The sequence below is a fragment of the Pseudomonas sp. GW821-FHT01E05 genome (assembly GCF_059422425.1).
Genome location: NZ_JBWKWW010000002.1, coordinates 68,550 through 91,965 on the forward strand (window position 1 = coordinate 68,550; position 23,416 = coordinate 91,965).

Sequence of the window (23,416 nt, forward strand, 5' to 3'; positions counted from 1 at the left end):
GCGAGGGGGCAAGCCCCTCGCCACAGCTCAGGCCTGCAAATACCGCAACACCGACTCGCTGATCATTTCGCGATGGCGCTGTTTGATCGCTTCGTCCGCCAGATTGATCTGGAAGATTTCGCCAAAGGTATTGCGGTTCGAGACGCGGTAGAAACAGAACGAACTGATCAGCAAATGCACGTCCAGTGGTTCAAGCCCACGGCGGAACACGCCCTCCTCGGCACCGCGCTCAAGAATCTCCCCCAGTGAATCCAGAATGGTGTTGTTCATCGCCTTGATCGCGTCGGACTGCTTCACGTACTCGGCATTGTGAATGTTCTCGATGCTGACGATGCGCACGAAATCGACGTTGCGATCATGGTGATCGAAGGTGAATTCCACCAGCCGCCGAATCGCCTCACGGGGCTCCAGCTCAGCCAGGTGCAGACGGCTCTCGGTGCTGCGAATATCGCCGTAGAGTTTCTCCAGAACCTCGACGTAGAGCTGCTCCTTACTGCCGAAGTAGTAATAGATCATTCGTTTGGAGGTGTGGATACGCTCGGCGATGGCATCAACGCGAGCACCCGAAAGCCCCTGCTGGACGAACTCGACAATAGCCTCTTGAAGAATATTCTCGCGGGTCTTTTCCGGGTTGTTCTTGCGACTCTTGCGCGGCTCGAGAGCAGGCTCGTCGGGCGCTACAGAGAGGTCTGGGGTCATAGTCATTCCGGGCTCACGGCCATCACTGCACAGGTAGCGATTATGGGCCGCGCCGCGCAGTGAAGGAAAGGACACTGGCGGCCGTTTCTGACCGCCGTTACCAAACGCTTACAACTTGGCCTGCCGCACGCCACCACTGCGTGACTTGGCCATCGCTGCCAGGCGCACAGCGACGTTCGCCGCGCCATAACCCACGTAGCCATTCTTGCGCTGGATAATTTCAAAGAAGAAGCGCCCTTCGAAAGGTTCGGTGTAGACATGGAACAGCTCACCGCCTTGCGCGTCGCGGTCATACAGCACGTTGTAGTACGCCAGTTCACTGAGAAACTCGTCGTCGAAATCAAAACGTGCCGCGAGGTCGTCGTAATAGTTCAGAGGGATATCCAGCAGCGGCACCCCTGCCTCTTTGGCCCGACTGACTTCGGCGAAGATGTTGTCACAATCGAAGGCAATGTGGTGTACCCCAGAACCGCGGTAACTGGACAAGGCGTGTGAAATCGCCGTGTTGCGGTTCTCGGAGATGTTCAATGGCAAACGAATCGAGCTGCAACGGCTGCGTAGCGCACGGCTCTTCACCAGACCATAAGGATCGGGCAGTACCACTTCATCGTCGGCCTCGAAATCCAGCAGGCTTTTGTAGAACAGCACCCAGCTGTCGAGACTGTCCGCCGGCAGCGCCATGGCCATATGGTCGATGCGCTTGAGACCGCCGCTGGCGATCAGTGCCGGTTGCAGATTGAAGTCGGTGTCGTAGAGGGTTTTGCCGTCGACGTCCTGATCCACCAGGTAAATCAGGCTGCCATCCGGCGCCCGTACGGCCGCCAGCTCAAGCTCATTCGGCCCGACCAGACCGCGATAAGGCTGGCCTTTGTAAGCAACAGCCCGAGCCAGTGCGCTGGCGCTGTCCTTGACCCGAATCGCCGTAGCGCACAGCGACGGCCCGTGAGCTTCGAAAAAGCTGTGGGCAAATGAATAGGGCTCTGAGTTGAGAATCAGGTTGATATCGCCCTGGCGTAGCAAGCTGACGTTCTTGGAACGATGCTGACCGGCCTTGACGAACCCCAGGCGCTCCAGCCAGTGAGACAGTTTGGCGCCAAGGCTTTCGTCCACCGCAAACTCGAGAAACTCGATGCCGTCGTACTCGCTGGCCGCAGGCGTGGCGAACAGAGTATCAAGGTTGGCCGCAGGTACAGTTTCTTGTTGCAGGCGCTCGCGGGTTTTTTCTTCCAGGTACAGCAAGGAGCGCAAACCATCGGCGGCATTGGCCCGGGGCGGCGCGGCGCGGAAACCGTCGTTGAAGATTTCCAGCGACAACGGTCCGGTGTAGCCACTCTTGATGATTGGCGCGAGGAAGCCCGGCAGGTCGAACTCACCCTGACCAGGGAAACAGCGGAAGTGCCGGCTCCACTCCAGAACATCCATGGCCAGAATCGGTGCGTCGGCCATTTGCACGAAAAAGATCTTGTCGCCCGGAATCTCGGCGATGGCCCTCGGATCGCCCTTGAGCGACAGGGTGTGAAAGCTGTCCAGCAACACGCCAAGGCTCGGGTGATCGGCCTGACGGACGATGTTCCAGACCTGTTGATAAGTGTTCACATGCCGGCCCCAGGCCAGCGCTTCATAGCCAATCCGCAGGCCCCGAGCGCCAGCGCGCTCGGCCAACAGGCGCAAGTCGTCGATCAGGATTTGCTCATCACCGACGCTGTCTGCCGAGGCGTTGCTGCACACCAGCACCAGATCGGTGCCGAGTTCCTGCATCAGGTCGAACTTGCGCTCGGCCCGCTCGAGGTTGCGCGACAAACGATCGCGGCGGCAACCTTCAAAATCACGGAAAGGCTGAAACAGTGTGATGGCGATGCCCAAGTCAGCGCACATCTGCCTGATTTCACGCGGGCTGCCGTCGTAGTAGAGAAGGTCATTCTCGAAAATCTCCACCCCGTCAAAACCGGCGGCGGCGATGGCTTCAAGCTTTTCCGGCAGGGTACCGCTCAAGGAAACGGTGGCAATGGAACGCTGCATGTTTCAACTCCCGGTGAAATGGGCTGATCTTGTTAGAGGACCTGCACGCTTTTCGTAGCAGCTGCCGAAGGCTGCTACGGGGTTAGCGGTGTGAATTATTGAGCCGAGCCATCCATACAGCAATTCAAAGTGTACGAACTGGTTAGTTTTTCGGGCGATTATCGAACACAATGGCCGTTAGTGAATTGACGATTTTTCGCTCACTGCGCACCATCGACACCACATTGAACCCACCTTAAAAAGCGGGTTTCAGTTACCAAAGACCCAGAACACACCATAAAAATTTCAAAAATCGGGTACACGCTCATGCTCGCATCCAACGCTTTGCTCCCTTGCTCGCCCCTTCACACGCCCTGCCTGGCGCCCATCCGCAGCCCTCATTCCGACGCCCTACGCGCCCTCGGCTGAACCGTGCTTGCACGCTGAATAAACCGCTTTCGTCCGCTCGGCCCAGCCTTGAGTCGACGAGAACACTCAGCCGATCAATCATTGAGTTCGCCCTGCGTAAGCCCGCGCACCCTGACGATTGATCACGCGCCCTTGAAGTCCCGACGAGCAATGCTCGTCAGTCATTGAACGGATGGCCCACATGATTCCTTCTCAAAGCTCACGCATGGCCCCAGATCTTGGCGTCGCCAGAGGCGGCGTAGGTGACAAGATTCGCGCAGCAATGGCTGTCGGCAAGACCCGCTGGGGCATGCTGGCACTGGTGTTTTTCGCCACCACGCTGAACTACATCGACCGCGCCGCACTGGGCGTGATGCAGCCAATCCTGGCCAAGGAAATGAGCTGGACGGCGATGGATTACGCCAACATCAACTTCTGGTTCCAGGTCGGCTACGCCGTTGGCTTCGTCCTGCAAGGACGGTTGATCGACAGGATCGGCGTGAAACGGGTGTTCTTCTTCGCCGTGCTGCTCTGGAGCCTGGCCACTGGCGCCCATGGCCTGGCAACCTCGGCAGCGGGCTTTATGGTCTGTCGGTTCATTCTCGGCCTGACCGAAGCCGCCAACTACCCGGCCTGCGTTAAAACCACCCGGCTGTGGTTCCCGGCTGGCGAGCGTGCAGTAGCGACTGGCATCTTCAACGCCGGCACTAACGTCGGTGCGATGTTCACGCCGATGCTGCTGCCGCTGATCCTGCAGGTCTGGGGCTGGCAAGCCGCGTTCCTCTGCATGTCGGCACTGGGCGCGATCTGGCTGATGTTCTGGGGCCTGAAATACTTCAACCCGGAAGATCACCCCTCGGTAAAACAATCCGAACTGGACTACATCCAGAAGGAAGTCGAGCCGGAACAACCTTCCGTACCCTTCTCGCGAATCCTGCGCATGCGTGGCACCTGGGCTTTCGCCCTGGCCTACGCGATCACCGCGCCCGTGTTCTGGTTCTACCTGTACTGGCTGCCGCCATTTCTGAACCAGCAATACAACCTGGGCATCAACGTGACCCAAATGGGTATCCCGCTGATCATCATTTACCTGACCGCCGACTTCGGCAGCGTCGGCGGCGGCATTCTGTCTTCGTTCCTGATCGGTCGCGGAGTCAACCCGATCAAAGCGCGGCTGATGTCGATGCTGCTGTTCGCCTGCTGCATCATCGGCGTGATCATGGCTGCAGGCTCGAGCAATCTGTGGGTCGCGGTGTTCGCTATCTCCCTGGCCATCGGCGCACACCAGGCCTGGACCGCAAACATCTGGAGCCTGGTGATGGACTACACACCCAAGCACATGATGAGTACGGTGTTCGGCTTCGGCGGTATGTGCGCGGCCATCGGCGGGATGTTCATGACCCAGTTGGTCGGCTACATCCTGACCACCACCCATAATAACTACACCGTACTGTTCACCATGATCCCGGCGATGTACTTCATTGCGCTGATCTGGATGTACTTCATGGCACCGCGCAAGATCCCGAAAATCGAAGACTGATCCACCTCCACGCAGGCCTGGGCTCCAGGCCTGCGTACTTGCCCTCGCCCTTCACTGCCCCCTCTTTTTTCTCTTGCGCCCAAGGAACTCACACCATGTCGCCTGGCAACCTGAGCATCGCCAAACGCGCGTTGATCAGCTTCGGCCTGATCGCCCTGCTGGTCCTGCTGCAAGGGTTATTCGCCCTCAAGCAGGTCGCTGAGGTTCGCGCCACCGGTCAACATACAGAAAACGTTTCCCTGCCCAGCACCCAGTATCTGGGGGAGATCCGCGACTATATTCTGAGCATTCGCGTGCTCAGCCTGCGCATGGCTCTGAATCGCGAGCCCAAAGTGCTCGACGCGACCATCGCCCGCCTGCATCTGGTAGAAGGCTGGCTGGAGCAGGCTATGGGTCGGTTCGCGCCCTTGGTCGGTGACTATAATCGCCCGCAATACCAACAATTCGTCAATACCGCGCAGAGTTACCGTCAGGCGCTGGATCAGTACGAACAGTTGTCCGGGCAAAACCGCAGCGAGGAAATGAGCGCGCTGCTTAACGGCAAGATCCAGGATTACTCGACCCGGACCGGCGATCAGTTCGCCGAACTGATGAGCCTTACGGCCAATGAAGTCAGCCAGTCGGCCAGCCATGCCGACACACTCTATTCCCAAGTGAAAATGACCGTGATCGGTGCATTGATCGCCGTCGCCCTGCTGACGTTGTGCCTGGCCTGGCTGTTGATTCGCAGCATCGTCATCCCGATTCGTCAGGCCGTTCAGATCGCCGAGCTGGTCGCCCACGGTGACTTGAGCAGCCCTATCCAGAGCCTCGGCACCGATGAGACCGCACGCCTGCTCAGGGCCTTGGCGAGTATGCAAACCAGCCTGCGCGAAACCCTGCAATTGATCAGCGGCACGTCTACGCAACTGGCCAGCGCGGCCGGACAAATGAGCCAGAGCACGGAACAAGACTCCAACCGTTTGCAGCAGCAACACAACGAAATCGAGCAGGCCGCCACAGCGGTCAATGAAATGACCGCCGCCGTTGAAGAGGTCGCACGCAATGCAGTCTCGACCTCCGACGCCACGGGCCAATCGACCCTCGAAGCGACCCGCGGTCAGACACGAGTCGCCGAGACTCTGGATGCTATCCGGGCAATGAGCAACGACGTGCAATCCGCCCTGCATCAGGTCCAGGACCTGGCCGGACAGTCGCGGGAAATAGGCAAGGTGCTCGATGTGATCCGCGCCATTGCCGAACAGACCAACCTGCTCGCCCTCAATGCCGCCATCGAGGCCGCACGGGCCGGTGAGGCGGGACGCGGCTTTGCCGTGGTTGCCGACGAGGTTCGTGCTCTGGCTCATCGCACTCAGCAATCGACCCGGGAAGTAGAACAGATGATCGCCCGGGTTCAGGGCGGCACTGACAGTGTGGTGCTATCGATGCATAGCAACAGCCAACGCGTCGCCCACACCCTGGCTATCGCCGAACATGCGGGTCAGGCGTTGACTGAAATCACCCGGACCATGGAGCAGATCCACCAGCGCAATCTGGTAATCGCCAGCGCCTCCGAGGAACAGGCCCTGGTGGCCCGGGAGGTCGACCGCAACCTGCTGAATATCCGCGACCTGTCCCTGCAAAGCGCCGGTGCGTCCACCCAGACCAGCGCTACCAGCCACGAGCTGTCACGGCTGGCGGCCGGGTTGCAAAGCCTGGTAGTGCGCTTCAGGTTTTGATCGATGTCAGCGGCGGCGTTGTTGCCACGCTGCGGCCAGGCCACTCAGGCAGATCACCAGTATCCCGATCTGAGTGGTGAGGTCAGGGGTGTGCTTGAACAGCAACCAACCCAACAGGCCGGCAAAAACAATCTGGCAATAGCTGAAGGGTGCCAGCAACGCAGGCGCCGCGTGGCGGAAGGCTTGGGTCAGGAACAAGTGAGCGGTCATGCCGCAACCGCCCAGCGCCAGCATCAGCAAGCCATGACTGAAGCTCGGTACTTGCCAGAAGAACGGCACCAACGCGCTCATCACCAAGGTGTTGCACAGGCCGGCGAAGAAGTTGCTGGTGGTTGGACTGTCGTACTCGCTGAGCTTGCGCGTCAGCAACTGATAGAAGCAGAAAAACAGCGCCGAACAGAATGGCAACAGCACCGCCGGGGTGAACAGTTCACCGCCGGGGTGGACGATGATCAGAACCCCGATAAAGCCGCAGAGCACCGCCACCCACTGGCCACGCGTCACCCTTTCGCCCAGCAACGGCACCGACAAGGCTGTCACCAATACCGGAGCAAGAAAGTTCACCGCCGTAGCTTCGGCCAACGGGATGAACAGCAATCCCGTGGTGAACAACAGGCTGGTACTGAGCAGGCACAGCGCCCGCAGCAATTGGAGCAGCGGCCGCTTGGTGCGCAACACCCGAAGGCCGGACTGCGGCACAAAGATGCCGGCCATCAGCAACGTATGAACCAGATAACGCGCCCAGACCACCATCACCACCGGATAGAAACCACAGAGGAACTTCGACAGCGCGTCATGACTGGAAAACAGAAAGGTCGCCACGACGATCAACACAATGCCTTTAAAGGGCTTATTGACGCCGGAAAGGGGTGTGCTGAGGGTCATGGGATTCTCTTCATTGATCATTCCCACGCTCCGCGTGGGAATGCATACCGTGACGTTCTGCGTCACTTTGGAAGCGGACGTAGAGCGTCCATGGATGCGTTACCACGCGGAGCGTGGGAACGATCAGCTATAGGTTTTCCAACAACACCCGGGTCTTGTCCAGCGCCATCTGCGCCCGCTGCAAGGCACTCACACCCTGCTCCAACAACCGCGCGGTAGGGACTTCCAGACTCAAAGGGAGATTGCCTGGCAAACAACGCAACAGCTCGAGCAAATCGCAATCGCCATCACCAGGGAAACGCCGCTCATTACGCGCCTGGCGCAGGATTTCCTGCATGTCGTCCGGTCGCGGTCCCGCCACATCGCAAAGTTGTGCATAACGCAGCCGGGACGGCGCGACCCTGGCCAGATCCTCCAGGCGCGATCCCGAGCGGTCGAAGTGGAAAGCATCCACCAGCACGCAACCATTCTCGCGGTCGGCGTTTTCAATGATGCGCACAGCCTGCTCGAGGTTGCGCGCATCGGTCCAGGGCATGAACTCCAGATGCAGATGCAAACCGTATTGACCGGCCAGATCACACAACGATGCAACGTTGTCGGTGAGTCGACGTTCATCAGGATCGTTACCGGCGACCAGCAATTCACTGGCACCCAGTTCAGCGCCCACAGCGATGATCGCCTCAAAATCAGCGACGCAGGTCTGCGGTTTGAGCCGCAGGATCTCGACATCCAGCACCTGTATGCCGGTATCGCGCAGCCGCGCCATCGTCTGACGGCGCAAACCGGTATCGCCGACCAAGGGGAAGTGATGCTCCTCAGGCGTCGCCGGCACTACGCGCAAGCCAACATGACTGTAGCCCGCGCGGGCTGCGACTTCGACCATCTCAGGAGGTGAAAGCTCAAGAACCGTCAGGGCTGCCAGAGAAAAAACGCGTTCGTTCATCATCTTCACTTCATCCAATGTGGGCTGGGGCGCAAGCACGACCGGTTTCGGCGGCCTCACGAATCGCTTCAATCAGCGCCAGGGTGCGAGCGGCGTCGGCGACACTCACCAACGGTTCCACTTCACCTCGCGCAACCCGAACAAAGTGCTGCAGTTGCAGACGCAACGCCTCATCCGCGGTGAAGCTTTCCTGCACCGCCAGCAACGGCTGATGCCACCCGGCACCGGCCTCGGCGTACTGCCAACGCTTGAGCTGCGGGATGCTCAGCGCACCGCGGGTCCCGGCCAACAAATAGCAGGGTTGATCGGACTGCCGTGGATAATTCGGGTTTTCACCGGAGCCCAGTTCCCAGCTCCAGGGCGCCGCCACCGCGTCGGAGCCGGTCAGGCTGCCGAGCACGCCATTGTCGAATTGCAGCAACACCGCCGCGCAATCTTCATTGGCAAAACCGCGCACCGCGTTGCTGGTAATGGCTTGAACCTGGCGCACTTCACCACACAGGTGGCGCAGCAAATCGAGGTCATGGATCAGGTTGGTCAGCAGCATCCCGGCGCCGGGTTCGCGACGCCAGGGGGTCTCGAAATAGCTGTCGGGCTTTTGCAATTGCCAAAGCGCGGTGACCGTGGTCAGCCGTCCCAGCGCGCCGCTGCGCACCAGTTCATGGGCGCGGACGATCAGCGGATTGTGTCGCCGATGATGCCCCACCAGCACCGGCACCCCCGTAGCTTTCGAGGCGGCAACCAGCTCGCGCACTTCGCCCATGTGCACGCCTACCGGTTTCTCCAGCAGCACCGGCACGCCCATCGCCAGGCAATCCAGCGCCGTGCCGACATGCAGGTTGTTCGGGTTGGCGACGATCACCGCCTCAGGCCGTACCTGCTCGAGCATCTGCCGATGATCCGCGAAATACGGCACATCCCATTGCGCCGCGATGCCCACGGCCTGAGACCCGGGATCGGCCACCGCGCACAATGTGGCCTCGGGCAGATGTTTGAGGTGTTGATAATGCTGCTGGCCCATGTTGCCGGCGCCGATCAGAGCGATGCGAAGTGGCGGGTTCAAAGCGGAAATCCTCTTGTGATTGTTCTCGGGACGCTGAACTCAAATTATTTAGAACTCAGTTCCAGTTTCAATCAAGAGAAAAACAAAATGCTGGGCGAACAGCGAACAGATTTGAAGACGATTCGCCCGCGTAGCAGCTGCCTAAGGCTGCGTTCGATCTGGGCCGCATCCGGACGAAGCGGTCGTAAGAAGGTTAACCGCGATTCGTCAGGTGAAACGAGGAAACCCGATTGCGTCCGCTACGCGGCCGAACGCAGCCTTCGGCAGCTGCTACAGGTTTGAGGTCAACCCGAAAGGTTCAGCTGAAGAGTTCAGACGCCTGGCTCGCCGCCGACAACTCGTGCGCAAACTTCAACAGCAGCGGCGCCAGCTCATGCAGCCTTGCCTGCGGCAGCCGCGCGCTCGGCCCGGCGACGCTGAGCACGCCGACCACCCGCCCATCCACCGGATGACGTACCACCGCGGCAATCGCCGAGGTACCGACCGCCGAGCTTTCCTCGACCCAGGCATAGCCCTGTTCACGCGCCAATCGCAAACGCTCGAGCAGTTCGATATTGGAGCGTGGCGCGTTCGGCCCCAGCTCCGCTGGAACGTGCGCTGCTTGTCGCTCAACCAGCGACAAGGCCTCGGCATCGCTCAGACAAGCCAGCCAGGCATGCCCGGAAGCGGTGTAGAACAGCGGCGCTTCACGGCCCATGTCCGGGTCGTAGCGCAGGCCGGAGCGCGCCCCCTGAGACTTGGCAATCCAGGTCTGACGCTCGCCCTCGATCACCCCCAGACGCACCAGCTCACCGGTTTCCTGAGCGAGGCGATCAAGCACTGGCTGAACGATGTCCGCACCGCTGCTCGCCAGGTAACGAAAGCCCATCGCGACCAGTTTGGTTGACAGGTGATAACGCAGATTGTCTGGGTTTTGCCGCACATAGCCCAAGCGAATCAGCTCGGCGAGCAGACGATGGGTGGCGCTTTTCGGGATGTCCAGTTGCTCTGCCAGGGTCTGCATCGGCAGGCCCCGCGGGTCACTGGTGAGACTTTCCAGAACGCTGAAAACACGTTCGATTTGACTGCCGGCCATGGTTGGGGTCCAGACGAAATTTGCGTGATTCTAGAAGACAACACACCGAATACGAAACCTGGAACTGCGTTCCGGAGTGAAATCAGTCGGTAGCCCGTCACTTGCCGTTTCTAATCCGACTACGTATATTTTGGAACCAAGTTCCACAAAATAACAATCTACTGAATATTTCTGGAGTTCTGCCACGATGCCTGCCGCCTCCTCCCAGCAAGAAATCGACTGCGACGTGCTGATCGTCGGCTCTGGCGCGGCGGGTCTGGCAGCCGCCGTCACAGCAGCCTGGCATGGCCTGAAAGTCATCGTCGTCGAAAAGGACGAGGTGTTCGGCGGCGCCAGCGCCTGGTCGGGTGGCTGGATGTGGGTGCCGTGCAACCCTTTGGCCCAACGCGCGGGTATCGTCGAAGATGTGGAACTGCCGCGCACCTACCTCAAGCACGAACTGGGTGAACGCTATGAACCGGCGCTGATCGACGCCTTCCTCGAAGCCGGGCCACACATGGTGTCGTTTTTCGAGCGCCACACCTCGCTGCAATTCGCCGACGGCAACGCCATCGCCGATATCCATGGCGACACTCCCGGTGCCGGCACCGGCGGGCGCTCGGTCATCGCCGCGCCCTATGATGGTCGCCTGGTCGGCAAACTGCTCAAACGCCTGCGCAAAACCCTGCGTGAAACCTCATTCATGGGCATGCCGATCATGGCCGGTGCTGACCTCTCGGCGTTCCTCAACCTGACCCGCTCGCCATCTGCGGCACTGCATGTGGTCAAGCGCTTGAGCCGACATGTGTTTGACCTTGCGCGGCACGGTCGCGCCATGCAACTGGTCAACGGCGTCGCGCTGATCGCACGCCTGGCAAAATCGGCTGAAGACCTCGGCGTGCTGCTCTGGGAGTCGGCACCAGTCACAGAACTGCTGCGCGAGGGAGATGAGGTCAGCGGTGCGATAGTCAGTACCGCCAAGGGCACGTTCCACATCCGCGCCCGCAAAGCCGTGGTGCTGGCCGCGGGTGGTTTCCCCAACGACATAGAGCGACGTAAAGCACTGTTCCCGCGCACACCCACCGGCCACGAGCATCTGGCATTGCCGCCTATTGGCGCTTCAGGCGACGGGCTGCGGCTGGGCGAAAGCGTCGGCGCGCAGGTCAAGACCGATCTCGAGTCCCCCGTCGCCTGGGCCCCGGTCTCGCAAGTGCCGTACAAGGACGGCAGGATCGGCCACTTCCCGCACATTATCGAGCGCGGCAAGCCGGGAATCATCGGTGTCTTGAGCAATGGCCAACGCTTCGTCAACGAAGCCAACGGTTACTACGACTATGTCACGGCGATGGTTGAAGCAGCCCCACAAGGTGAGGAAGTCGCATCCTGGCTGATCTGCAGCCATCGTTTCCAGCGTCGTTATGGTCTCGGCATCTCTCGTCCCTTTCCCTTGCCGGTGTCGCCGTTTATTCGCTCGGGTTACCTCAAGACCGGCGACACCCTCGAGGAACTGGCCCACGCCTGCGGTATCGACGAGCAGGGCCTGCGCTCCACCCTGTCGCGCTACAACCAGCATGCGCGACACGGCGACGACCCGCAGTTCGGCCGTGGTTCGACACCCTATAACCGTAAACAGGGCGACCCATTGCAGCAGCCCAACCCCTGCGTCGCTCCCATCGAACAAGGTCTGTTCTATGCCGTGAAAGTCCAGCCGGGGTGTTTCGGCACCTTCGCCGGGCTCAAAGTAAATGAACACGCCCAAGTGCTCGATGGAACCGGCCAGGCGATCCGCGGGCTATACGCTGCGGGTACCGACATGGCCAGCATCATGGGCGGCTACTACCCGGCCGGCGGCATCAATCTCGGCCCGGCGCTGACCTTTGGCTACATTGCCGGTCGACATATCGCCGGTGCCACCGCTTACGAATAGGAGATCGACCAGCCCTCTCGAAGCAGACGTTCTGCCCTCCTTAATAAAACCCGTCACCCGACGGAATTTGATGGGTCGCCTGTGTTCTATGGAACGCTGAATATTTCTCGGCGACGACGAAATCGTTGCCGCGAATACCACCGTTCGCGGCAAACGCCGGACGGCCGGACTGGCGCCAGCGCCACTCACCAGCAACACTCATCACCAGATTAAGAGAGGATTCCCACATGCTATGGAAAAAAGGTCGACGCAGCGACAACGTGGTGGATGCTCGCGGTGACGATACTGGCGAGGGCGGCAGTGGGATGCGCTTCGGTGGTGGCAAGGGCCTGAGCCTGACTGCCGTCGTGCTGATAGTCGGCATCGGCTGGCTGACCGGCCAGGATCCGATGCAGATTCTCGGGCAACTGACCGGCCAACTGACCGAGCAAGCGGCCACCACCCAACAGATGCGCAAGGCACTGCCGGCCAAAGATGAGCAAGCAGAATTCGTCCGCGCCATCCTCGGCGATACAGAGGACACCTGGGGGCAAATTTTCCAGCAGGCCGGACGCCAATATAAGTACCCTACGCTGACCCTGTTCAGCAACGGGGTGAACTCCGCGTGTGGCTTCGCCAGCTCCGCCACCGGCCCCTTCTATTGCCCGGCGGACCAGAAGGTTTATCTGGACATGAGTTTCTTCCGGGAGATGTCCCAACGTTTCTCCGTTGCGGGCGACTTTGCTCAGGCCTATGTCATCGCCCACGAAGTCGGCCATCACGTACAAACCTTGCTCGGCGTCTCTGCCAGGATCCAGGCTGCTCGGCACCAGGGTCGGCAGATGGAGGGCGACGGTGGTCTGTTGGTGCGTCAGGAGTTACAGGCCGACTGCCTGGCCGGTGTCTGGGCCAACAATGCGCAAAAACGTCTGAACTGGCTCGAGCCGGGAGACATCGAAGAAGCGCTGAACGCAGCCAATGCCATCGGTGACGACCGCTTGCAACAGCAGGGTCAGGGCCGCGTAATACTGGACTCCTTCACTCACGGCACCTCAGCACAACGGGTTCGCTGGTTCAAGACCGGGTTCGCCCAGGGCCAGATCAGCCAGTGCGATACCTTCGCTGTGAAAGACCTGTAAATGATCGCTCGATGGCTGACGTTTCTGGGCCTGTTGGTCATCTGCATCGGCAGCCAGGCTGCCGAGCACGGGGTCAAGGAGATCAGCCCCGGGCGCTTGCAGTTGGAAGCCGGCGAGATGACCGTGGACATCGGCCCTGCGCCGACGAAGATCGAACGCGTGCTGATCATCATTCATGGCCATTTACGTAATGCTGAAACCTACCGTCGGAGTGCCGAACGCGCAGCCGAGCAGGCCGGGCAAAGCGCGACCACACTGGTGATCGCACCACAGTTTCTCAATGAATCCGATATCGCCCGCCATCAGTTGCCCGACAGCATGTTGCGCTGGCAGGGCAATGACTGGATGGCCGGCGGCTTGTCCTCAGCTCCGCACCCTCTGAGTTCCTACGCAGTTATCGACGAAATCGTCGCCCGACTCGTCGATCGACAACAGTTTCCGGATGTGAAGGAAATCGTCATCGCCGGCCACTCCGGCGGCGCTCAGGTGGTTCAGCGCTACGCGCTGCTGAGCCATGATCAGCCAGCCATCAAGACCGCCGGCGTGAAGGTGCGTTATGTGATCGTCAATCCCTCGTCGTACGCGTATTTCGATGAAAAACGGCCAGTCGCGTTCAATCACGCCAGTTGTCCGGCATTTAACCACTGGAAGTACGGGCTAACGGATTTACCCGCCTATGCAAGCGGGCAGACGCCTGCGCAGCTGGAGGCAAACTACGTCAAACGTGACATCGTTTATCTACTGGGGAAGCAAGACATCGACCCGCATCATCCGACGCTGGATAAAAGTTGTGAGGCCCAAACCCAGGGCGCTTATCGATTGCTTCGAGGGCACAGTTATTTTGACTATCTGAGGCGGCGCCATCCTCAGGGACTGAGTCAGCGCCTGATCGAAGTGCCCGGGGTTGGGCATGACGAGGATGGAATGTTTACATCGCCTGAGGGGCAGGCGGCGTTGTTCAGGTAGTTGGAAACGTCGTCAAACAGGACGCCGCGGGCAAGGACTGGGCGCCCCTCGCTCCTACGGACCGCATGTACCTGTAGGAGCGAGGCTTGCCCGCGATGAACGATAACGTGGTGTGCCCTGACAGACCTACCCCGCAACCGCCTCGCTCAACTCCTCCAGCGTCTTGCCCCGGGTCTCCATCCCGAACAGCCAGACCACCGCTGCGGCGGTCGCAAAACACAGTGCACCCAAGGCGAATACACCGCCCTGCCCGGTGATCGGGAATACCAGCCCGGTCACCATCGGCCCGAGCAAAGAACCAATCCGACCGATCGCCGAGGCGAAGCCTGATCCGGTAGCCCGCGCCGACGTCGGATACAGCTCGGGTGTATAGGTATAAAGCACCGCCCACATACCGAACAGAAAGAACTGCATCAGCAAGCCCGAGCCAATCAGCAGGCTGACATTGCCGCCAAACACCGCACTTTGCCCGTAAAAGAACGCCATGATCCCGCCACCGAGCAAGGTCACGATGCACACGGGTTTGCGCCCCCAGCGCTCCACCAGCCACGCTGCCATCAAAAAGCCAGGGATCCCGCCGAGGGAAATCAGCACGGTGTAATACACCGACTGCGTCACGGCAAAACCCGACTGCTGCAGCAACGCGCTGAGCCAGGAAGTGAGGCCGTAAAAGCCCAGCAGAGCAAAGAACCAGACGCTCCAGATCATCATCGTGCGCTGGCGATAGAGTGGCGACCATAGCTCGCGGAATGCCGAAAAGAAGGTCACGGGGTGGATGACGATGCGCGGCAGGCGAATCGGCTCAGGCAAATCAGCCCGTTTCAACGAGGCGCGAACCCGGTCCTCGATGCGCAGCAATACTTTGTCTGCTGAGTCGTGGTGCCCGGCCTGTTCCAGCCAGCGCGGTGACTCCGGAATGAAGAAGCGGATAGCCAGAACAAACACCGCCGGCACCGCCAACACCAGAAAAATGTCACGCCAGCCAATGACGGGTAACAGGAAGTAGGAAAGAATTCCCGCCGCTACAAACCCAAGGGGCCAAAAGCCGTCCATCAACGCGATGTAACGTCCCCGCCCCTTGGCCGGAATCAACTCGGAGAGCATTGATTGGGCAATCGGAAACTCCATGCCCATGCCGATCCCCAACAGGATTCTGAATAGCGTAAGCATCTCGATCGTCTGCGCCGTGGAACACAGGTAGCTCGCCAGGCCCCATAACATAATGCTCCACTGGAACACCGGCTTGCGGCCGAAACGATCGGCCAACATACCGGACAAGGACGCCCCCAGAACCATGCCGAAGAAGCTCGAACTGGCCAGCAACCCCGCCTGCGCCGTGCTCAGTCCAAACTCGGCTTTGATCGAGCCAAGCAGGAAGGTCATCATTGCCAGGTCCATGGAGTCGAAGAAAAACGCCAGGGCAATGATGATGAAAATGATTCGGTGGTAACCACTGATCGGTAACCGTTCCAGACGCTCAGCAGCGCTATATCCTTGAATCCCCATGTCCTCTCCCCCGATTCGATAGTCTGCAAATTGAGTGTGCGGGATCGTTTACCAGGGTTATTGCTCGATGCGACCTGCCCGCATCTGTTAACGACGCTTTAAACCCAGGGCACAGACGTCTTATGGCGGTTAATCATCAGAGACAAACAATGTTGGACATTGGCTGGATATCGTCTCGCAACGTGACTTAATCATTTCACGCAACAAGTTCACCGGTTTACTTAATTGCGCGCGATGGGCGCACAACAAATTCAGCGGCGCACGCTCACATGACAATTCCGGCATCAGCACTCGCAAACGCCCGGCCAGCACATCGGCGGCCACATCAAGCCAGGACTTGTAGGCAATCCCCGCACCCGCCACGGCCCATAAGCGCACCACATCGGCATCGTCACTGAAGCGATCGCCGCTAACGGTCAGGCCCACTTCGCGCTTGCCGTCATGAAAACTCCAGTGATCGTGAACCCGACTGCCGAGCATGAATAGCAGGCAATTATGCTGGGCCAATTGCTCCAGTTGCCGGGGCTCACCCCGCCGGGCCAGATAACTGGGGGCCGCACACAACACCCGACGGTTCTGCGGTGCAATCGGCAACGCCACCAGGCTTGAGTCTTCCGGCTCACCGTAACGCAGAGCGATATCCACCGGCTGGCGGAACAGGTCGGCAATCCGGTCGCCCAGCAACAAACGTACGGTGAGCCTGGGGTGCTCACGCTGGAACTCATCCAGCCAGGGCAGCAACACGTTGCGCCCGAAATCGGAAGGCGCCGACAGCTGTAAGATCCCGCTCACCTGATCCTGCCCGCTGGCCAGCAGACGCCGGCCCTCATCGAGGTTACTCAACGCGGCCCTGGCGTACTCAAGAAAGCCTTCGCCCTCGGCCGTCAATCGCAGGCTGCGGGTCGAACGCGCCAGCAGCCGGGCACCCAATTGCTGCTCGATACGTTTCAACGCGGCACTGGCCACCGCCGCCGACATATCCATCACCCGCGCCGCCGCAGACAAACTGCCCAGGTCCGCCGCGCGCACGAACAACTGCAAGTCATCGAAACGCAACATCGTCTATCACCAGCCGATTATCAAAAAAATATTGAAAGAGACTGCTGTTTTAGCGGGTTTTATCTTCAAGAGAAATAGCCAATGATCCGCCCATCGAACTTTTGCCTTTCAGCGTTATTACCCTTCAGGAGCTCCCATGAAAGCCGTTGCCTACTACGCCTCCTTGCCCATCGACGACCCAAAATCCCTGCAAGACATCGAGCTGCCAGAACCGGTGGCCGGCCCACAGGATCTGCTGGTTGAAGTCAAAGCCATCTCGGTCAACCCGGTGGACACCAACGTCCGCCAGAACGTCCAGCCCGAAGGTGGCACCGCCAAGGTATTGGGATGGGATGTGGCTGGCGTGGTCAAAGCCGTCGGTAGCGAAGTCAGTCTGTTCAAGGCTGGCGACAAAGTGTTCTACGCCGGGTCCATTGCCCGTGCCGGCGGCAACAGCGAGCTGCACGTCGTTGACCAGCGGATTGTCGGCCACATGCCAAAAACCCTCGGCTTCGCGCAAGCCGCTGCATTGCCGCTGACCGCGATTACCGCGTGGGAGTTGCTGTTCGAACGGCTGCAAGTCAGTGAAGGCAAAACCGATCAGGGCCAAAGCCTGCTGATTGTCGGTGCCGCCGGTGGCGTGGGTTCGATCCTGACTCAACTGGCCAGCCAGCTCACGGCGTTGAGAGTGATCGGCACCGCGTCACGCCCCGAAACCCGGAGCTGGGTGCATGAACTGGGGGCCGATCTGGTGATCGATCACAGCCAGCCGCTAAGCGAAGAACTCAAGCGTGCCGGCCAGACTCACGTGACCCACGTCGCCAGCCTGACGCAAACCGATCAGCACCTGGACCAATTGGTCGAAGCGCTGGCGCCCCAAGGCAAACTGGCGCTGATCGATGATCCGAAGGCGTTGGACGTCACCAAGCTCAAGCGCAAGAGCCTGTCGCTGCACTGGGAGTTCATGTACACCCGTTCGCTGTTCGAAACCACAGACATGCTCGAACAGCACAAGCTGCTCAACCGCGTGGCTGAGTTGATCGATGCGGGCACCCTGAAAACCACCGTCGGCGAACACTTCGGCACCATCAACGCGGCCAACCTGCGGCGTGCCCACGCACTGCTGGAAAGCGGCAAGTCCAAAGGCAAGATCGTGCTCGAAGGCTTCTAAAGCGCAGGGACATCGCAGTCATCCGCAACCTGAGCGGGATGCGGATGACACCGTCAGTCAGAGACTTGACCTGCGTCATATCTGCGACCGCATTCGGGTCTACACTCTAGGTCTTTGCAGCGTTGTCTTTTACGTGAGGAGGTCAGCAATGAAGATCCTGATAAAAGAACTGGCAAAACCCCAAGGCCCTCAATGGCAGGTCCGGCTCGACCAACACGCGGTGACATTCCGTAGTGAAGCCGAAGCCCGCGCCTTTGCCCATACACTGGAAACGCGGCTCCAGGCTCCCCATCGATTTCCCGACAGACAACAGTACACTGCTGGCTGAGTCAGGCAGCCGCTTGTGCTGCGGTCCGGGCGTTTTGCAGTCGGCGAGTGACCATCGCCACGCTCACCGCAAGAATCCCGCACAGACTGATCACCATAGCCATCGGCATTGCGCTGCCATCATGCAGAACACCTACCAGTGACGCCGCCCCGGCGGCAACACTGAACTGCAGACATCCCAGCATGGCCGAGGCGCTGCCCGCCCGTGCGCCTTGACCACTCATGGCGCAGGCCGAAGCATTGGGAATGATGCAGCCCAAACTCGCGATGCAGATAAACAGCGGCACCAGCAGCGGCCACAACTGAGTCGTGTGCAACGCACTGACGCCCAACAACGTTAAACCGGCCGCCAGATAAATCCACACCGTACGCGCCAGCAAAAAGGCCGGCCCACGCCTGGACAGCAACCGCGCATTGATCTGCGCTACCAGAATGAAACCCGCCGCGTTACTGCCGAACAACCAGCCGAAGTGCTCAGCCGGTACGCCGTAGAGTTTGATGAAGACAAAGGGTGAACCGGCGATATAGGCAAACATCCCGGCAATCGCAATCCCGCCGGTCAAGGCATGTCCGAGATAGACTTTGTCTGACAGCAAGCGACCATATTGGCGCAAGGCACCCGACAACGGTTGGCGCGGCTGACTGGCCGGCAGGCTTTCCGGCAGTCCCAGTGCCACGGCCAGTGCGGACAGGGCACTGAACAATGTCAGCGCAATAAAGATCGACTGCCAGCCATAGAGGTTGACCATCAGCCCGCCGAGCATCGGCGCGAGGATCGGCGCCAGGCCCATCACCAGCATCAGTTGCGAGAAGACTTTGGCCGACCCCACCGCATCGCATTTGTCGCTGACCACCGCCCGGGAAATCACCATCCCCGCGCAGCCGCCCAAGGCCTGGACAAAGCGCGCGCCGATCAGCCAATCGAGACCAGGCGCAAAGGCACAAGCCAGCGACGCCAGAGTGAACAGCGTGACCCCGGCCAGCAGCGGAATCCGCCGACCGAAGCGATCCGCCACCGGGCCATAGGCCAGTTGCCCGATAGACAAGCCGAGAAAATAAGCTGCCAGCGTTAGCTGAATATGTTTTTCATCAGTACCGAAAGCGACCGCCATCGCCGGAAAACCCGGCAGATAAAAATCGATCGCCAGCGGTGCGAAAGCGCTCAAGGCACCAAGAATCAGGATTGTGCGAAAGTTCATCAGGCATCCAGTTGAACGTCAGTCAGCAGCCCGACAGTCTAGCCGCGCTTGGACGCCTTGAACATTCCGATAGGTCGCTAACTAATAAAAAGACTCAGGCGAGCGTCACTGCGTAGCCCTCTTCGCTGATCAGGTTGATCACTTCATCCGCCGACAGAGCGCTTTCGACACCCACCTCTTTCGCAGCAAGATCGACACGAACACTGGCCGCCGGATCCTTGGCCTGTAGCGCCTGAGTAATGGCCCGAACGCAGTGGCCGCACGACATACCTTGAACGTTGAATACTTGCATCACACTTCTCCTTTTAATGAGGGATGTGACCATCCTCGACCTTGCCACGATGGCAAGGTCAAGTTCTGAAGTGATCTGCCGGGCTGGCAATCGGCGCCCTGCTCGGCCAAGCTGCGTCATCAATGAAACGACAGTAGGAGATTCAGCCATGCGCTGGTCAGCCTTTAGCCTATTCAGCCTCCTCAGCCTTTTCGGTGTCGCGCAAACGACCAGCGCCGCCGGAACAGATTACGGCGTGTTGATTATTTCCCGCGAACGCCTGGAAGTCGCGACCTCGTGCGAGATCGGCGTGTACATACAGGATCAGTTATCTGCGCGATTGTTCCAGGAGCAGAGCACTTCATTCAATTTGCCACCGGGCAACGTTTCACTACGACTCAAGTTGCTGCCGGGCCAGGCGCCGGGCTGCAACCCCGGGATGCTGGCTTCGGGGCCGCAGAACATCACCCTCAAGGCGGGCGACATTGTCAAATTCCGCATCGCCATGACCCAGGCAGGCATGTACCTGAAACAGGCGTCGCTGGAGTATTAATCACCGCCCTGTAGGAGCGAGCTTGCTCCGGGCGGCGTTCCGACGATGAACTTGACGCGTTTCTTCAATGAGTACGCGTTATCGTTAACGTCCATCGCGAGCAATCGAGCGTCGACCGGCTGCTCCTACAGTTATTCTGTGTCCGCAAATTGGCGCTTGACCTTGCCAGCATGGCAAGGTTGATCCTGTAGGTAATTTCTACAGGGAGTACTGCCCATGCCCGAATCAACCACCTTCGATCTGCCGATTGCCGGCATGACCTGCGCCAGTTGTGCCGGGCGTGTGGAACGCGCCTTGAGCAAGGTCATCGGTGCCAGCGCCGTCAGCGTCAACCTGGCCACCGAGCAGGCTCGCGTCCAGGCGCCGAGCGACAGCCTCCCGGCCTTGATGGAAGCTGTGCAGCTGGCTGGTTACAGCGTTCCGGCCCAGAGCCTGGAACTGAGCATCGGTGGCATGACATGCGCCTCTTGTGTCGGGCGAGTCGAGCGAGCATTGGGCAAAGTCGCCGGGGTGAAGAGCGTCAGCGTCAACCTGGCCAATGAACGTGCCCACCTCGAACTGCTTGGCCAGATCAATCCCGCGACCTTGATCACAGCCGTCAGCAACGCCGGGTACTCCGCCAGCCTGTGGCAAAGCGAACAATCGACTTTCACCGATCAGGAACAGCGTTTGCATCGCGAACGCTGGGCCTTGTTGCTCGCAATCATCCTGGCACTCCCGCTGGTGTTGCCGATGCTGGTGCAACCCTTCGGTCTGCACTGGATGCTCCCCGCCTGGGCGCAATTTGCCTTGGCGACGCCGGTGCAGTTCATCTTCGGTGCGCGCTTTTATATCGCCGCCTGGAAGGCCGTTCGTGCCGGCGCCGGGAACATGGACTTGCTGGTGGCGCTGGGCACCAGCGCCGGTTATGGCCTGAGTCTTTATGAATGGGCCACTGCCACCGCCGGCAGCATGCCGCACCTGTATTTCGAAGCGTCGGCAGTGGTCATCGCTCTGGTGCTGCTTGGCAAATACCTGGAAAGCCGCGCAAAACGCCAGACCGCCAGCGCCATCCGCACCCTTGAAGCCTTGCGTCCGGAACGGGCGATTCAAGTCATCGACGGCCGCGAACAGGACGTCGCCATCAGCGACTTGCGCCTCCAGGATCTGGTCATGGTCAAACCCGGCGAGCGTTTCCCGGTGGATGGCGAGGTGCTCGAAGGTCAGAGCCATGCCGATGAGGCGCTGATCAGCGGCGAAAGCCTGCCAGTACCGAAACAGCCCGGCGACAAAGTCACCGGTGGCGCAATCAATGGAGAAGGTCGCCTGTTGGTGCGCACCCTGGCACTCGGCGCGGAAACCGTGCTGGCGCGAATCATTCGTCTGGTGGAAGACGCCCAGGCCGCTAAGGCGCCGATCCAGAAACTGGTGGATAAAGTCAGCCAGGTGTTCGTGCCCGTCGTACTATTGCTGGCCCTGGCAACGCTAATTGGCTGGTGGCTGTATGGCGCACCGCTAGAGATTGCCGTCATCAATGCGGTGGCGGTATTGGTCATCGCCTGCCCTTGCGCGCTGGGCCTGGCAACGCCGACGGCGATCATGGCCGGGACCGGCGTTGCAGCCCGCCACGGCATTCTGATCAAAGACGCCGAAGCACTGGAACGCGCCCATGAAGTCAGCGCGGTGGTCTTCGACAAGACCGGCACATTGACTTGCGGCACGCCACGAATCGCCCACCTCAGTGCCATCGACGGTGACGAAGGCACACTCTTGCAACTGGCCGGTGCGCTGCAACGCGGTAGTGAACACCCATTGGCCAAAGCCGTGCTGGACGCCTGCGCCGAGCGTAATTTGCCCGTGGCCAATGTCAGCGCCAGCCAGTCCCTGACCGGGCGCGGTATCGCCGGCACACTTGACGGCCGAAAACTGGCACTGGGCAACCGTCGCCTGCTGGAGGAAAGCGGCTTGAACGCCGGAATGCTGAAAGAATCCGCTCAAGCATGGGAAATTGAAGGCCGGACCTTGTCCTGGCTAATCGAACAAAGCCCGCAACCTCGTGTGCTCGGCCTGTTCGCGTTTGGCGATACCCTCAAGCCCGGCGCCCTGCAAGCCGTGCAAGCGCTCAACGCCCGCGATATCAGCAGCCACCTGCTGACAGGCGATAACCGTGGCAGCGCTCGGGTCGTCGCCCAAGCGCTGGGGATTCGCGACGTACACGCCGAAGTGCTGCCAGCCGATAAAGCCGCCACCGTCGCCGATCTCAAAAAGACGGGCGTGGTGGCCATGGTCGGAGACGGCATCAACGATGCCCCGGCCCTCGCGGCAGCCGATATCGGCATCGCCATGGGCGGCGGCACCGATGTCGCCATGCATGCTGCCGGGATCACCTTGATGCGCGGCGATCCGCGGCTGGTGCCGGCGGCGCTGGAGATCAGCCGCAAGACCTACGCGAAGATTCGCCAGAACCTGTTCTGGGCCTTCGTCTATAACCTGATCGGGATCCCGCTGGCGGCGTTCGGTCTGCTCAATCCGGTACTGGCTGGCGCCGCCATGGCATTGTCCAGCGTCAGCGTAGTGAGCAATGCGCTACTGTTGAAAACCTGGAAACCCAACGACCTGGAGGACGCTGAATGAACATCGGCCAAGCAGCCCGTCAGAGCGGCCTGAGCGCGAAGATGATCCGTTATTACGAGTCGACCGGCCTGCTCAAAGCGGCCCATCGCACCGACAGCGGCTACCGCGTGTACGGTGACGTCGACCTGCACACGCTGGCATTTATCAAACGTTCACGGGATTTGGGGTTCTCGCTGGAAGAGGTCGGCAAGCTGCTGACCCTGTGGCAGGATCGGCAGCGGGCCAGCGCCGACGTCAAGGCGCTGGCTCGTCAGCATATCGAGGAGCTGAACCTGAAGATCCGCGAACTGGGGCAGTTACGCGACACGCTGCAAGACCTGGTCGAACACTGTCACGGCGACCATCGACCCGACTGCCCGATCCTCAAGGAGCTGGCCTCGGGTGGATGTTGTGAAAAGGGTGTTGCCTGAAGCCGCTAT

The 23,416-nt window shown here is 60.1% G+C and carries 20 protein-coding genes; 10 read left to right on the forward strand and 10 right to left on the reverse strand.

All coding sequences use genetic code 11. The features are described from left to right. Positions 1-27: 27 nt before the first annotated feature. Positions 28-705, reverse strand: a complete 678-nt coding sequence (locus AC07W5_RS03875; RefSeq protein ID WP_494993565.1) for a TetR/AcrR family transcriptional regulator — start codon at positions 703-705, stop codon at positions 28-30. 102 nt (positions 706-807) lie between these two features. Further along, a complete protein-coding gene (gene quiC, locus AC07W5_RS03880) occupies positions 808-2,718 on the reverse strand; it encodes a 3-dehydroshikimate dehydratase QuiC (protein ID WP_495022813.1) in 1,911 nt (636 codons plus the stop codon). A gap of 589 nt (positions 2,719-3,307) precedes the next feature. Here quiC and AC07W5_RS03885 point away from each other — a divergent pair. Together AC07W5_RS03885 and AC07W5_RS03890 are read left to right on the forward strand one after the other, a co-directional pair. Beyond that, positions 3,308-4,645: an MFS transporter gene (locus AC07W5_RS03885; RefSeq protein ID WP_494993563.1), complete on the forward strand. Its 1,338-nt coding sequence runs from the start codon at positions 3,308-3,310 to the stop codon at positions 4,643-4,645. Positions 4,646-4,740: 95 nt separating this feature from the next. Further along, complete coding sequence (locus tag AC07W5_RS03890) at positions 4,741-6,363, forward strand: methyl-accepting chemotaxis protein (RefSeq protein WP_495022814.1); 1,623 nt, start codon at positions 4,741-4,743, stop codon at positions 6,361-6,363. A 6-nt stretch (positions 6,364-6,369) separates the two neighbouring features. Here the strand turns inward: AC07W5_RS03890 and AC07W5_RS03895 are convergent, their stop codons facing one another. From AC07W5_RS03895 to AC07W5_RS03910, 4 genes are all read right to left on the reverse strand, one after another. Further along, entirely contained in the window at positions 6,370-7,248 is an 879-nt protein-coding gene (locus AC07W5_RS03895; RefSeq protein WP_494993561.1) for a DMT family transporter, read from the reverse strand. Positions 7,249-7,375: 127 nt separating this feature from the next. After that, the gene (locus tag AC07W5_RS03900; RefSeq protein ID WP_495022815.1) at positions 7,376-8,191 is read right to left on the reverse strand and encodes a sugar phosphate isomerase/epimerase family protein; all 816 of its coding nucleotides are present in this window, start codon (positions 8,189-8,191) and stop codon (positions 7,376-7,378) included. A gap of 10 nt (positions 8,192-8,201) precedes the next feature. Then, on the reverse strand, positions 8,202-9,254 hold the full coding sequence (locus tag AC07W5_RS03905; RefSeq protein ID WP_495022816.1) for a Gfo/Idh/MocA family protein: 1,053 nt from the start codon (positions 9,252-9,254) through the stop codon (positions 8,202-8,204). A 298-nt stretch (positions 9,255-9,552) separates the two neighbouring features. Further along, positions 9,553-10,329, reverse strand: a complete 777-nt coding sequence (locus AC07W5_RS03910; protein ID WP_495011297.1) for an IclR family transcriptional regulator — start codon at positions 10,327-10,329, stop codon at positions 9,553-9,555. A gap of 187 nt (positions 10,330-10,516) precedes the next feature. On the opposite strand from AC07W5_RS03910, the gene AC07W5_RS03915 reads away from it, so the two are divergent. The 3 genes from AC07W5_RS03915 to AC07W5_RS03925 all read left to right on the forward strand — a co-directional run bounded on the left by AC07W5_RS03915 (position 10,517) and on the right by AC07W5_RS03925 (position 14,319). After that, positions 10,517-12,235 (forward strand): FAD-dependent oxidoreductase, encoded by a 1,719-nt coding sequence (locus AC07W5_RS03915; protein ID WP_495022817.1) that lies wholly within the window; start codon positions 10,517-10,519, stop codon positions 12,233-12,235. 227 nt (positions 12,236-12,462) lie between these two features. Next, the gene (gene ypfJ / locus AC07W5_RS03920; RefSeq protein WP_495022818.1) at positions 12,463-13,353 is read left to right on the forward strand and encodes a KPN_02809 family neutral zinc metallopeptidase; all 891 of its coding nucleotides are present in this window, start codon (positions 12,463-12,465) and stop codon (positions 13,351-13,353) included. Then, entirely contained in the window at positions 13,354-14,319 is a 966-nt protein-coding gene (locus tag AC07W5_RS03925) for an alpha/beta hydrolase (RefSeq protein ID WP_495022819.1), read from the forward strand. 126 nt (positions 14,320-14,445) lie between these two features. Here AC07W5_RS03925 and AC07W5_RS03930 read toward each other — a convergent pair whose 3' ends face one another. Together AC07W5_RS03930 and vimR are read right to left on the reverse strand one after the other, a co-directional pair. Then, positions 14,446-15,825 carry an MFS transporter gene (locus tag AC07W5_RS03930; protein WP_495022820.1) on the reverse strand — a complete coding sequence of 460 codons (1,380 nt, stop codon included), beginning with the start codon at positions 15,823-15,825 and terminating at the stop codon, positions 14,446-14,448. Positions 15,826-15,954: 129 nt separating this feature from the next. Next, positions 15,955-16,884, reverse strand: coding sequence for a transcription regulator VimR (gene vimR / locus AC07W5_RS03935; protein ID WP_495022821.1), 930 nt, complete (start codon positions 16,882-16,884; stop codon positions 15,955-15,957). Positions 16,885-17,020: 136 nt separating this feature from the next. On the opposite strand from vimR, the gene AC07W5_RS03940 reads away from it, so the two are divergent. Both AC07W5_RS03940 and AC07W5_RS03945 read left to right on the forward strand, forming a co-directional pair. Then, positions 17,021-18,034: a zinc-binding alcohol dehydrogenase family protein gene (locus AC07W5_RS03940; protein ID WP_495022822.1), complete on the forward strand. Its 1,014-nt coding sequence runs from the start codon at positions 17,021-17,023 to the stop codon at positions 18,032-18,034. A 148-nt stretch (positions 18,035-18,182) separates the two neighbouring features. Then, complete coding sequence (locus AC07W5_RS03945; protein WP_494993550.1) at positions 18,183-18,362, forward strand: hypothetical protein; 180 nt, start codon at positions 18,183-18,185, stop codon at positions 18,360-18,362. A 1-nt stretch (position 18,363) separates the two neighbouring features. Here AC07W5_RS03945 and AC07W5_RS03950 read toward each other — a convergent pair whose 3' ends face one another. Together AC07W5_RS03950 and AC07W5_RS03955 are read right to left on the reverse strand one after the other, a co-directional pair. Continuing rightward, positions 18,364-19,560 carry a multidrug effflux MFS transporter gene (locus AC07W5_RS03950; RefSeq protein ID WP_495011294.1) on the reverse strand — a complete coding sequence of 399 codons (1,197 nt, stop codon included), beginning with the start codon at positions 19,558-19,560 and terminating at the stop codon, positions 18,364-18,366. A 94-nt stretch (positions 19,561-19,654) separates the two neighbouring features. Beyond that, entirely contained in the window at positions 19,655-19,852 is a 198-nt protein-coding gene (locus tag AC07W5_RS03955) for a heavy-metal-associated domain-containing protein (RefSeq protein WP_494993548.1), read from the reverse strand. 148 nt (positions 19,853-20,000) lie between these two features. On the opposite strand from AC07W5_RS03955, the gene AC07W5_RS03960 reads away from it, so the two are divergent. From AC07W5_RS03960 to cueR, 3 genes are all read left to right on the forward strand, one after another. Next, positions 20,001-20,384 (forward strand): hypothetical protein, encoded by a 384-nt coding sequence (locus tag AC07W5_RS03960; RefSeq protein WP_494993547.1) that lies wholly within the window; start codon positions 20,001-20,003, stop codon positions 20,382-20,384. A gap of 216 nt (positions 20,385-20,600) precedes the next feature. Beyond that, positions 20,601-22,997, forward strand: coding sequence for a heavy metal translocating P-type ATPase (locus AC07W5_RS03965; protein WP_495022823.1), 2,397 nt, complete (start codon positions 20,601-20,603; stop codon positions 22,995-22,997). Continuing rightward, on the forward strand, positions 22,994-23,407 hold the full coding sequence (gene cueR / locus AC07W5_RS03970; protein ID WP_495011292.1) for a Cu(I)-responsive transcriptional regulator: 414 nt from the start codon (positions 22,994-22,996) through the stop codon (positions 23,405-23,407). Before AC07W5_RS03965 ends, cueR begins: the two co-directional genes overlap by 4 nt. Positions 23,408-23,416 lie beyond the last annotated feature (9 nt).